Below are 11,951 nucleotides of genomic sequence, written 5' to 3' on the forward strand. Positions count from 1 at the left end.
ACGCAGGCGCTTTGTCATGAATGGAATGGTCAGCGTGTCCCTGGTCCGTCGCGCGAGGGGATTTCAGAGGACGAGCAAGGATCCGACACAATACGCCGAACGGTTACATCACTTCAAGCATCACTCGAACAAAAGACGGCGTCGATAGGACGTTGCCAAAAACACACAGACCCGCCCGGCGGGGCGCCGGACGCCGGAACCGGGCTGGACCGGCGGGAGGCGCCTGGGCGGGTGGGGGTCAGGACGGCGTGCCGGGGAGGCTGGCGCCGTCCTGCCGGAAGGGCGCATGCGCTTCCAGTTCTTCGCGATAGGCCACCATGGCGTCGCCTTCGCGCTGCAGGAAATCGGCGATGGCGTCGGCGAAGCGGCGGTCGGCGATCCAGTGCGCCGAGCAGGTCGGCGTGGGCAGCAGGCCGCGGGCGATCTTGTGCTCTCCCTGGGCGCCGCCTTCGAAGCGGTCCAGTCCGTGGGCCAGGCAGTATTCGATGCCTTGCAGGTAGCAGGTCTCGAAATGCAGGCCGGGCACGAATTCCATGGCGCCCCAATGGCGGCCGTACAAGGCCTGCCCATCGGTCATGTTCAGGGCGGCGGCGACGGGCTGGCCATCGCGGCAGGCCAGGACCAGCACCAGGGCGTCAGGCAGGTCGTCGCGCAGGCGCCGGAAGAAATCCAGGGTCAGGTAGGGCGAGGACCAGTGGTTACGATAGGTCTCGACGTAGCAGGCGTGAAAGAAAGCCAGCGCCTCGTCGTCGATGGCGGCGCCCTGCAGCCAGCGGAAGGCGATGCCGGCCGCGGCGACCTTCTTGCGGTCCTGGCGGATTTTCTTGCGCTTGTCATGATTGAGCGCGGCCAGGAAGGCGTCGAAATCGCCGTAACCGGTGTTTTCCCAGTGGAATTGCACGCCCTGGCGCACCAGGTAGCCGGCTTCCTCCAGTGCCCGCTGGTCTTCGGCCTGGGGGAACAGGACGTGCAGGGAGGACAGCTTCAGGCTCTGGGTCAGCTCGATGGCGCCGCGCGCCAGGCGTACACGGTCGGCGTGGGTGCGCGCCAGCAGGCGGGGCCCGCTGACCGGGGTGAAGGGCACGGCCGCCAGCAGCTTCGGGTAGTAGGCCAGCCCGTGGCGCTCGAAGGCTTCGGCCCAGGCGTGGTCGAACACGTATTCGCCGCGCGAATGTGTCTTGACGTAAAGGGGCATGGCGCCCGCCAGGACGCCGGCGCGCCGCAGGAGCAGGTAGTAGGGCGCCCAGCCCTTCGGGGGCGCCGCGCAGCCGGTGTCGTGCAGGGCGGACAGAAAGGCGTGCGTCAGGAAAGGCTGGGGGCCGGCCAGCGCGTTCCACTGATCGGGATCGACGGTATCCAGCGTGCGCGTGACCGTGAGGCGGGCGTCGTCCGGGTCGGCGGGGCGGGGGTCTCGCTGGGGGTCGGTCATGGAGGCGGGCAGCGTTCGAGGCAGGCAGGATGGCCTGGTGATTATAAGAACGCGGCCGCGGCTACCCAGGCGGGATTTGTTAACCTGCCGCGATGGAAGACATATACGTAGCCACGGCCATGGAGCTGCGCCAGGGGGCGCTGGACGCCCTGGTCCTCGATGACAGCGCGCGCAAGCTGCGGGCGGTCCAGGCGCTGGACGATGCGCTGCCGGTGGATTGCGCCGCGATCCTGGCCGAGCCCGCGCACCTGCCCGGCCGCCCCGCGCAGCCGGTGCTGGTGGCGCCCGCGAAGCTGAGGTCGCGCCCGCCTCGCACCCCGGAGGGCCGCGCCGCGCTGCTGCATGCCTTGGCCCATATCGAGTTCAATGCCATCAACCTGGCCCTGGACATCGTCTGGCGCTTTCCCGGCATGCCGGAAGCCTACTATCGCGACTGGATCGTCGTGGCGCGCGAGGAGGCCAGCCATTTCCGGCTTCTGGAGGAGCACCTGGCGACCTTGGGCCACGCCTATGGCGACTTTCCCGCGCATAACGGGCTGTGGGAAATGGCGGAAAAGACGCGCGGCGACGTGGCCGCCCGGCTGGCCCTGGTGCCGCGCATCCTGGAGGCCCGCGGGCTGGACGCTTCCCCGCTGATCCGGGACAAGCTGGCCGGGGCGGGCGACGCCCGCGGCGCGGCCATCCTGGATGTCATCCTGCGCGACGAAATCGGCCATGTGGCCATCGGGAACCGCTGGTACCGCTGGCTATGCGAACAGGGGGGCCACGATCCCGTGGCCTGGCATGCCGAACTGGCGCTGCGCTACGCGGCGCCGCGCCAGCGTGGACCGTTCAACCTGGACGCCCGCCGGGCCGCCGGCTTCGACGAGCGCGAGCTGGCGGTGTTGATGGAAGGCGGGATGGACAGCGGCGCCGGCGCCTGACCCGCGGCTGGTTAGGCGCGGCGCCGGCCGGGAAAGGCGGCGCCGGCGCCTTGGCCGCCGCTATTTGCGCACGGAGCCGGCCAGGAAGTCGATGATCTCCGGCACCGGGGCCTGGTCGATGCCGGCGTCGCTGGCGGCCGCGTACGTGTCGCGGATGGCCAGGGCGGCGGCATGCGGCGCCCCGGTTTCCTCCGCCATGGCGGTGTAGTAGCCCATGTCCTTCAGCGCATTCGCGATGGAAAAGCGGAACGCGTTGGTGTCGCCGTGCTCGATGTAGGGGCGCAGGCGCCCCAGCACCACGCCGTCGCCACCGCCCTTGGCCAGGATATCCATGAGCACGGCACGGTCCACCTGGGCCCGTTCCGCGCAGGCGGCGGCCTCGGCCAGCACGGCGGAGAAGCCCAGTGACACATAGTTGTGCAGCAGCTTCAGCCGATGGCCGGCGCCGACGGGCCCGGCATGCGTAATGTTTTCCGCGTAGCTGCGCAACAGGGGCAGGCAGTATTCGAAGAGAGCGCGGTCGCCGCCCACGATCAGGTTCAGGCGGCCCTCGGCGGCCTCCTTGGGCGTGCGGGTCATGGGCGCATCCAGGAAACGGCCGCCGGCCTGCGTCACCGCTTGCGCCACTTTCAAGGTGGACGATGGAATGGCCGTGGAGCAATCGATGACGATGCCTTGCGGCCGCAGGCCGGCAAGCACGCCGTCGGCTTGCAGCAGCACCTGCTCGACCTGGGGCGTGCCGGTGACGCACAGCACCACGATGTCGGCCTGGCGCGCGACATCGGCCGGCGTCGGGGCCTTGTGCGCGCCGTGGGCCAGCAGGTCGTCGACCGGCTGGTTGCCGGGATGGTCCAGCAGCACCAGCCGATAGCCGGCCTTCAGGATATTGCTGGCGATGCCATGGCCCATCTGGCCTACGCCGATGATGCCGATGCGAGGCTTGTCGCCGTCCGTCTTGTTTGTCTCCATGCCTGTTCCTTCCTTGTGGCTGCCTGGTGGTTGCCTGGTGGCTGATATCCGATATCGCCACATCTTACGCCCGGCAGCCGAGGCGGGCCCGGCGGCATCGCGTGCGCTGCACCCGCGGGGCCAGGGCCGGCCTCCGGGCGCTCGTCATTGCCGCCAGGCCGGCCTACAGGCGACGTCGCCGCCGCCTTGGCCCTGCGGGTCAGGCCGTGCCAGCCTTGCCGGCGGCCAGCTTGCGGATGTCCGCCAACAGGGCGTCGGGGATGTCCACGCCGCGCGTGCGCGCGCCGTCGGCCAGGGCCTCGCGGCGCTGGCCCGGCAGGCGTACGTTGCTGTCTTCCAGCATGGCGGCGACCAGGGTTTCGACGCGTTCGAGGTAAGCCGCCTGCCCCGCCAGGGCGCCCGGATCGATGACGAGGAAAGCCTGGCCGATGCGTGCCCGGTTGCCGGCTTCGGTGAAGAAGGAGTCGGCCTCGAAACCGAAGTGCGCCCCGGTGAGGGCACAAGCCAGCAATTCCACGATCAGGGCCAGCATGGCGCCCTTGGCGCCTCCCATGGGCAGCATGCTGCCTTCCAGGCCCGCGCGGGGGTCGGTGGTCGGCTGGCCCTGCGCGTCCAGGGCCCAGCCCAGGGGGATCTCGCGGCCCTCGCGGGCCGCCACCATGAGCTTGCCGCGCGCGACCTCCGACAGCGACAGGTCGATGACCAGCGGCGGCGCGTCGCGCCGGGGAAACGCCGCGGCGATGGGATTGGTGCCGAACAGCGGCCGCTTGCCGCCGTGCGCGGGCATGGCCGCCGGCGAGTTGCCCATGGCCAGGCCCACCATGCCGCGACGGGCGACGGCGTCGAGATGATAGGCGGCCACCCCGAAATGGTGGCTGTTGCAGACGCCTGCGTAGGACACCCCGTGCTCGCCGGCACGGCGGATGGCTTGCTCGATGGCCAGCGCGCAGGCCGGGAAGGCCAGGCCGTCGTGGGCGTCGACCAGCACGGCGCCGCCGCGCTCGCGCGCGATGCTGGCGACCGCGCTGCCGTCGGCGCGGCCGTTGCGCAGGTGCGTGGCGTAGAAGGGGACGCGCGACGCGCCGTGCGAGGCGATGCCGCGCGCTTCCGCGTAGACCAGCGCGGCGGCGGTGTCGCGCGCCATCGCGGGCGTGGCGCCGGCGCCTTCCAGCGCGGCGCGGCAGAGGTTTTCAAGGGTGTCCAGGTCCAGCGTGGTCATCTCGGCAACTCCGTGGGTTCGATGATTCCGGTTCGGCTTGTCGCGGCGTGTGGTCATGGGCGCCATGCGCCCATGACGCTTGTATTCGTCCCGCATGTCGTGGCGGGTCGATCCGCGTCCAACGGCATTTTCGCTGCATGGTACGCCAGCGCGGCGGGGTCCGGCGCCGGCCCCGGCCCCGGCCTTCCCGTCGCGCCGGTCGGGCCGCCGTGGTCAAGGACGGCATCGACGCCGCCCTCACCGCGCCCGCAGCGCCTGCGCGACCCGTTGCGCCGTCATGTCCGACACGCGCGTGTTCGCTTCCTCGGTGAGCCCGGCGATATGCGGCGTCATGATCAGGTTGGGCACGCCGGCCAGCGGGCTGCCGGCGGGCAGGGGCTCCTGCTCGAAGACATCGATGGCAGCGCCGCCCAGCTTGCCCGCGCGCAGCGCTTCGGCCAGCGCGGCTTCGTCGATGATGCCGCCGCGCGCGGTGTTGATGAGGATGGCGCCGTCCTTCATGTCCGCGAGGCGCCGCGCGTTCAGCAGGCCGCGTGTCTGGGCCGAGAGCGGGATATGCAGCGTGACCGCGTCCGCAGTGCGCAGCAGGTCGTCCAGTTCCGCCCGTTGCGCCAGGCCTTCGCGCCAGGCGGGATCGTCCGCGGGCAGCATGGGGTCGGCGGCGATGACGTGCATGTCCAGGCCGCGCGCCAACCGCGCCACCAGGCGGCCGATGCCGCCGTAGCCGACGATGCCCAGCACGCGCTGGTTGGCTTCGCGGCCATGGGACAGCGCGTTGCGCGGCCAGTCGCCCGCGGCGACCTGGGCGGTCGCGCCATAGGCGCCCCGCAGCAGGAGCAGCACGGTGGCGATGACGTATTCGGCGACCGAGCGCGCATTGGCGCCGACGGCCGGCAGCACCGCGATGCCGCGCGCCTCGCACGCAGGCACGTCGATGTTGTCCAGGCCGACGCCCAGGCGGCCCACGGCCCGCAGCCGCGGCGCGGCGGCAAGGAGGCCGGCGTCGACGCGGGTGCGGTTGCGCACGATCAGCGCATCGGCGGTTGCCACCGCGCGCAACAGGTCGTCGCGCTGGTCGACCAGGTCGGGTTCGTAGCGGACATCGAAGTCGCGTCGCAGCGCGTCGACGGCGGGGGCATCCATGAATTCGGAGATGACGATATGCATGAGCAGGCGCCTGGGGGTGGGAAGGGGCCGTCCTTCGACGGCCCCGGTTGCGGTGGTGTCCAGCGGCAGGCGTATCAACCGACCTGGATGTTGGCGTCGTGGATGATCTTGGCCCAGCGTTCGACCTCGCCCTTCAGATACGGGCCGAACTCCGCCGCCTCCATGGGCTGCGCGCCGAAGCCCAGGGTCACCAGGCTACGGGTCATCTCCGGCTGCTTGATCTGCTTGACGATGGCCTTGCTGATGCGGTCCACCAAGGGCTTGGGCGTGCCGGCCGGCGCCATCACGCCGGTGAAATTGGCCACCACCAGTCCCGGCAGGCCCGCCTCTTCGACGGTGGGCACATCGGGCAGTTCCGCGCTGCGCTTCTTGCTGCTGACCGCCAGCGCGCGCAAGGTGCCGCTTTTCACGTAGGCGAGCGATTCGGGGTAGTTGGAGAAGATCACGTCCACCTGGCCGCCGATCAGGTCCGTCAACGACGGCGCGCCGCCCTTGTAGGGGACATGCAGCAGCTTGGCGCCGGTCAGGCGCTGATAGAGCGCCAGCGTCAGGTGCGGCGGCGTGCCGTTGCCGCTGGACCCCGCCGACAGCGAACGCGACTTGGCGGCCTGCAGCAGGTCGTCCATGGTCTTGATGGGACTCTTGGGATTGACCACCACCATCATGGAGGACGACGCCATGCAGGCCACCGGCACGAGGTCCTTCAACAGGTCATAGCCAGCCTTGCCCTGGAACAGCGTGGCGTTGGCGGCGTGGGACAGCGTCATCGCCAGCCAGGTATAGCCGTCGGGCTGGGCGCGCGCGACATAGGCCGCGCCGATATTCGCGCTGCCGCCGGGCTTGTTTTCCACCACCACGTTCCAGTGTTCCGCCGTGCCCAGCGCCTTGGCGGCCTGTCGCGCCGCCACGTCCGTCAGCCCTCCGGGCGGGAAGGGCACCACGTAGTTGATGGGCTTGTCGGGCCACTTGTCGTCGGCGGCGTGCGCCGGCAGCCAAGGGGCCAGCGTCGCCAGGGCGCCCGCGCCCAGCATCCCCAGCGTGGAGCGGCGCTGTGCCGATGCGGGCGCATCGTGCCGCGCCGGCGCCTGGGGATCGGTGGTTGGGTTGACATCGTTCTTCTTCTGCATGGTCGGTCTCCTCCGGTGGGCCCGTCGAGGCGACGGGCGAAAAGGCGCCCGGCCGTCTTCGGGCCGGTGCGCCTGATGAGCCTGCATGGAAGCCGCCGGCGGTGGGCTGGCGGCGGATGAACCGGTGCTTGCGTGCTTGCGGTGTTGCGCTTGCGTGGGCGCCTGGTGGTGGCGGTAGTGGTAATGGACAACGGAATGGACAACGGAATCGACAACGTCTGGCGGGACGGACCTGCGCGAGCGCACCGCGCGCGGGTCCGTCCCGCGGGGGCCTGCGCGTATGCGCTTATGTGCTCATGCGCTTTCGTACAGGCGGGTCAGTACGAACTCCCGATGGCCCAGTGCCTCGGCGGCCGTCCAGCGGCCGTTGGCCGTGGCCAGCATGCATTCGAGCAGCTTGTCGCCGGCCTGGTCAAGGTCTATCTCGCGCTGCAACAGGCCCGAGGTGTCGACATCGATATGCTCGGACATGGTGCGCACGGTGCGCGGATTGGCGCAGATCTTGATCACGGGCAGGATGGGATTGCCGATGACGTTGCCCTGGCCTGTCGGGAAGAAATGCACGGCATAGCCCGACGCCGCGCACAAGGTCACCATCTCGGCGGCCGCCGAGGACGAATCCATGAACCACAGGCCCGGGCCGGTGGGGATCTCGGCCTTGTCGATGACGCCGTCGACGCGGCACTTCTTGCCTATCTTCTGGATGTTGCCCAGCGCCTTTTCCTCGATGGTGGTGAGGCCGCCGGCGATATTGCCCTTGGTGGGCTGGGATTCGGACAGGTCGCTGGTTTTCCAGCGATCGATCATGTCCTGGTAGCGATTGAACATGGTCATGAACTGGTCGCGCACCTTGTCGTTGGCGCAACGGGCGGCGACGATGTGCTCGCCGCCGGTCAATTCCGAGGTTTCGCCGAACACCAGCGTGGTGCCCAGGGTATAGAGCTTGTCGAAGGCGTTGCCGACGGTGGGGTTGGCGCCACAGCCCGAGGTCGTGTCGGACTCGCCGCATTTGGTCGAGACCCACAGGTCCTCGATGGGGCACTCCGTGCGGTACAGCGACGTGGCGTAGTGCACGAATTCCTTGGCCTGCTTGGAGGCGCGCATGATGGTGTCATGGTCGCCATGCAGTTCGATGCTGAAGCCGGCCACCGGTTTGCCGGTGCTGGCGATGCCGTCGACCACGCGCTTGGTCCAGCCTTCCTCGATGCCGATGACGATCACGGCGGCGACGTTGGGATTGCAGCCGGTGCCGATCAGCGTGCGGAAGTGCAGCTCCAGGTCCTCGCCGAATTGCAGGCGGCCGTAAGGGTGGGGCAGGGCCATGGTGCCCTTGATGTTGTTGGCGACCGCTTCGGCGGCGGCGTTGGAAATATCGTCGACCGGCAGCACGATCACGTGATTGCGCACGCCGACGCGGCCGTTGTCGCGGCGATAGCCGCGGAAAGTGGTGGAGGCGGAAACGACAGCCATGGGGAATCCTCGCAGCAGGGAATGGGGTGGACTGGCCAGGTGGACCGGCGGGGTGGATTACCAGCGCTTGGTCTTGATGTTGTGGACGTGGGCGTGCTGGCCGACCTGGATGGGCGCGACTACCTTGCCGATGTCGACGCCGTACTTGTAGATGGTGTCGCCGGCATTCATGTCCTTCAGGGCCACCTTGTGACCGATGGGGATGTCCTGCTTGGCCGTGACGTGGATGATCTTGTCTTCATCCATGATCCAGGCGTTGAGTTCGGTGCCGGCGGTGATTCCTTCCACCACCGCAACGGCCACCGTGTCCTTGGCGTCGTGCAGTACTGCGTGAATCATGTCTTCCTCCTGGGTTTTGCGGCGCCTGTCCGGCAGGCGCCGGCGGGCCGTTCATCGATAGGCCAGGCCATCTTATTTTCAAATTTCATTTGAGTCAACCAAATCATATATATGAATTAAAGGCGTCTATCGTTATTGTGGGTGCTGCCGTTGTGGGTACGCTCAAAAGGAAAGGCCCCCGGCGCGTGGGCGCCGGGGGCCTTCATCCTGCTGGTGCGGGCGTCGCGCCGATCAGCCGCGGCCGAGCTTCTCCCGGCGCTGGCGCACGGCCTGGGCCAATTGGGCCAGCACGGGTTCGGTCTGCGACCAGCCCAGGCACGCGTCGGTGATGGATACGCCGCGCTTGAGCGGTACGCCGGGCGTGAGATCCTGGCGGCCTTCTTCCAGATGGCTTTCGATCATGACGCCGCAAATGCGCCTTTCGCCGCCGGCCAGCTGCGCGGCGATGTCGGCGCCCACTTCCACCTGGCGCGCGTGCGACTTGTTGGAGTTGGCGTGCGAGCAGTCGATCATCACCTGTTCGCGCAGGCCGGCCTTGCGCAGGCTCTGGCAGGCTTCCTCGACGCCGGCCGCGTCGTAGTTGGGCCCCTTCTTGCCGCCGCGCAGGATGACGTGCGTGTCGTCGTTGCCGCGGGTTTCGAAGATCGCCGCCATGCCCATCTTGGTCATGCCCATGAACGCGTGCTTGGCGCGCGCCGCCACGATGGCGTCGGAGGCCACCTGGACGCTGCCGTCGGTGCCGTTCTTGAAGCCCAGCGGGCAGCTCAGGCCTGACGACAGCTGGCGGTGGCTCTGGCTTTCGGTGGTGCGCGCGCCGATGGCGCCCCAGGAAATCAGGTCGGCGATGAATTGCGGGCTGAGCAGGTCCAGGAATTCGGTGCCCACGGGCAGGCCCAGCGCGCCGATATCCAGCAGCAGTTCGCGGGCGCGGCGCAGGCCTTCGTTGATGCGGTAGCTGCCGTCCAGGCGCGGATCGTTGATATAGCCCTTCCAGCCCACGGTGGTGCGCGGCTTCTCGAAGTACACGCGCATGACGACCAGCAATTCCTTGCTCAGGTCATCGGCCGCCGTTTTCAGCAGGCGGGCGTACTCCATCGCCTGGTCATGGTCATGGATCGAACAGGGACCCACCACCACCACCAGGCGATCGTCGCGACCGTGCAGCACGTCGGCGATCTCGCCCCGGCTGCGTTCGACCAGGTCCTGGAGGGCAGGCGTGATCGGCAGCTCGTCCAGCAGCAGGGCGGGCGAAATGAGCGGGCGCACGGCACCGATGCGCACGTCGTCGATGCGGGTGGTGTCGTGGGTGGAGTCCGCGTTGCCGACTTCGCGGTCGCGGCTGGGGTCATCGATGCGGGTCAAGATCTTCTCTCCGAGGGAAGCGGGGATTATCGCATTTGGCGCCGACCGGACGGAGGGGGCGGGCCTTTCCGCCAGGAAGGGGCGGTCCTATACTGGCCCGGCATGGCAGAGCAGCCTCATGCAGTGCAGGGCTCGAGCGACTCTTTTTGTCACGGTTTGTTGTCTTGTGGGGTGCGCGCCGTCTTCCTAGGATGGCGAACGTAATTCTTTCCTGACGGAGACCTTCATGGCCAAGCGACTTTTCGCGGAGTTTTTCGGTACCTTCTGGTTGGTGTTGGGGGGATGTGGATCGGCCGTGCTGGCGGCCGCATTCCCGCAGTTGGGCATCGGTTTCGCCGGCGTGGCGTTGGCGTTCGGATTGACGGTGGTGACCATGGCGTACGCGGTCGGCCATATTTCGGGTGGCCATTTCAATCCGGCGGTCACGCTGGGGCTGTACGCCAGCGGCCGTACGCCCGCGTCCGACGTGATTCCGTATATCGTCGCCCAGGTGATAGGCGGCGTCGTCGCGGGCGCGGTGCTGTTCCTCATCGCCAGCGGCAAGGCCGGCTTCGATGCCACCGCCAGCGGTTTCGCCAGCAATGGGTATGGCGACCACTCTCCCGGCGGCTACAGCATGGTCGCCGCCCTGATCGCCGAAGTCGTGTTGAGCGCCATGTTCCTCATCGTGATCAACGGGTCCACGGACGAGCGCGCGCCCAAGGGCTTCGCGCCGCTGGCCATCGGCCTGGCGCTGACGCTGATACACCTGATCAGCATCCCGGTGACCAATACGTCGGTGAATCCCGCGCGCAGCACGGGCGTGGCCTTGTTCCAGGGGACCTGGGCCTTGCAGCAGCTGTGGCTGTTCTGGGCGGCGCCGCTGGTCGGCGGCGTGGCGGGCGGGGTGATCTACCGCTTCCTGCTGGCCGCGCCGGACGCGGCGCGCACGGCCACGACGCCCGCCGTTCCCGGCGCGCCGGCGTGATCGCATAGAGGCAAACACATCAGCCAGGGCCGTCGCTCGCCGCCGCCAGCAGTGGCGCCAGGGCATCGCTGATGGGCGTCGGAATGCCGTGCGCCCGGCCGCGACGAGCGATCACCCCGTTGCGGATATCCCATTCAAGGGGGCGGCCAGCTTCGCGATCGGTCAGGATGGACGTGCCCATGTCGGCTGGGGATGCCTGGAACTTGTCGAGAATTGCCTGTGGCACCTCGTCGCCCAGTTCAGCCCCCTCGGCGCGCGCCACGGCCAGGCACTCGCGCAGATAGTCCAGCGTCAGCCTGGAAATGTCGGGCCGGCCGAACATGCCCGAGCGACGATGCGTCAGCGCCATGAGCCCCGCCACCGCGTTCTGCAGTAGCTTGCGCCAAGCCAGTGATTTGAAATTCGAGGCCAGATCCACCGAGCAGCGGGTGTCTTGCAGTGCCTTCGCCACCACGCGGGAGGCCGCTACGTCTGGCAGGCTGATGCGCGCGTCGCCGCGCAAATGCACCGAACCATCGGATTGCGCCTGGGCAGGGAACCACACGACAGCGGGAACGATGCGGCCACGGGGGCAATGCGGGGTGACGCTCTCCAACTGCTCCACTCCGTTCTGTAGCACGCACACGACGGTTTCCGGACCGCTCAGCGCCGCAAGCCACTGCGCGGCCGCCGCGGTTTGAGTCGCCTTGACGGCGAGAAAGACGAGGTCGACCGGGCGAGCGATCCGTGCGGGATCCGTCCGAATCGGACCCGGGACAACGATAAGACGATCGCCATCCCGCAGCGTCAGGCTGTCGCGGGGCGTACGGCCGCACAGCAGGGGCGTGCGACCGACTTCGTGCAGCGCCGCGGCGACCGTGGTGCCGATCGCGCCCGGACCCAGGACAGCAACGTCTGCATTGGTTTTTTCATTCATTGAAAGGGCCTCCTTCGATTTGGATGCGGCGCATCTGTTGAAACGGTGGTTGTGCGGCTAGCA

At 68.5% G+C, this 11,951-nt stretch carries 11 protein-coding genes; 2 read left to right on the plus strand and 9 right to left on the minus strand.

The genetic code is table 11. The features are described from left to right. Positions 1 to 238: 238 nt before the first annotated feature. Positions 239 to 1,429 (minus strand): GNAT family N-acetyltransferase, encoded by a 1,191-nt coding sequence (locus tag C7R54_RS25920; protein ID WP_129153812.1) that lies wholly within the window; start codon positions 1,427 to 1,429, stop codon positions 239 to 241. A gap of 92 nt (positions 1,430 to 1,521) precedes the next feature. Between C7R54_RS25920 and C7R54_RS25925 the strand changes: the two genes are divergently transcribed. After that, on the plus strand, positions 1,522 to 2,352 hold the full coding sequence (locus C7R54_RS25925; RefSeq protein ID WP_129153813.1) for a ferritin-like domain-containing protein: 831 nt from the start codon (positions 1,522 to 1,524) through the stop codon (positions 2,350 to 2,352). Positions 2,353 to 2,412: 60 nt separating this feature from the next. Here C7R54_RS25925 and C7R54_RS25930 read toward each other — a convergent pair whose 3' ends face one another. From C7R54_RS25930 to C7R54_RS25960, 7 genes are all read right to left on the minus strand, one after another. Next, positions 2,413 to 3,321, minus strand: coding sequence for an NAD(P)-dependent oxidoreductase (locus tag C7R54_RS25930; RefSeq protein ID WP_129153814.1), 909 nt, complete (start codon positions 3,319 to 3,321; stop codon positions 2,413 to 2,415). A gap of 199 nt (positions 3,322 to 3,520) precedes the next feature. Beyond that, positions 3,521 to 4,540 carry an Ldh family oxidoreductase gene (locus tag C7R54_RS25935; protein ID WP_129153815.1) on the minus strand — a complete coding sequence of 340 codons (1,020 nt, stop codon included), beginning with the start codon at positions 4,538 to 4,540 and terminating at the stop codon, positions 3,521 to 3,523. A gap of 237 nt (positions 4,541 to 4,777) precedes the next feature. After that, positions 4,778 to 5,707 carry a hydroxyacid dehydrogenase gene (locus C7R54_RS25940; RefSeq protein WP_129153816.1) on the minus strand — a complete coding sequence of 310 codons (930 nt, stop codon included), beginning with the start codon at positions 5,705 to 5,707 and terminating at the stop codon, positions 4,778 to 4,780. A 74-nt stretch (positions 5,708 to 5,781) separates the two neighbouring features. Further along, a complete protein-coding gene (locus C7R54_RS25945) occupies positions 5,782 to 6,834 on the minus strand; it encodes a Bug family tripartite tricarboxylate transporter substrate binding protein (protein ID WP_129153817.1) in 1,053 nt (350 codons plus the stop codon). Positions 6,835 to 7,128: 294 nt separating this feature from the next. Then, positions 7,129 to 8,304 (minus strand): UxaA family hydrolase, encoded by a 1,176-nt coding sequence (locus tag C7R54_RS25950; RefSeq protein WP_129153818.1) that lies wholly within the window; start codon positions 8,302 to 8,304, stop codon positions 7,129 to 7,131. A gap of 57 nt (positions 8,305 to 8,361) precedes the next feature. Continuing rightward, positions 8,362 to 8,643: a UxaA family hydrolase gene (locus C7R54_RS25955; RefSeq protein WP_129153819.1), complete on the minus strand. Its 282-nt coding sequence runs from the start codon at positions 8,641 to 8,643 to the stop codon at positions 8,362 to 8,364. Between the two features lie 231 nt (positions 8,644 to 8,874). Next, positions 8,875 to 10,005: a 3-deoxy-7-phosphoheptulonate synthase gene (locus C7R54_RS25960; protein ID WP_129153820.1), complete on the minus strand. Its 1,131-nt coding sequence runs from the start codon at positions 10,003 to 10,005 to the stop codon at positions 8,875 to 8,877. Positions 10,006 to 10,231: 226 nt separating this feature from the next. Here C7R54_RS25960 and aqpZ point away from each other — a divergent pair, with 226 nt between their 5' ends. Further along, the gene (aqpZ, locus tag C7R54_RS25965) at positions 10,232 to 10,972 is read left to right on the plus strand and encodes an aquaporin Z (RefSeq protein ID WP_129153821.1); all 741 of its coding nucleotides are present in this window, start codon (positions 10,232 to 10,234) and stop codon (positions 10,970 to 10,972) included. A 19-nt stretch (positions 10,973 to 10,991) separates the two neighbouring features. Here the strand turns inward: aqpZ and C7R54_RS25970 are convergent, their stop codons facing one another. Continuing rightward, positions 10,992 to 11,888, minus strand: coding sequence for an oxidoreductase (locus tag C7R54_RS25970; protein ID WP_129153822.1), 897 nt, complete (start codon positions 11,886 to 11,888; stop codon positions 10,992 to 10,994). Between the last annotated feature and the right edge of the window lie 63 nt (positions 11,889 to 11,951).

Source organism: Achromobacter aloeverae (genome assembly GCF_004121055.1).
Lineage (GTDB): Bacteria > Pseudomonadota > Gammaproteobacteria > Burkholderiales > Burkholderiaceae_B > Bordetella_C > Bordetella_C aloeverae.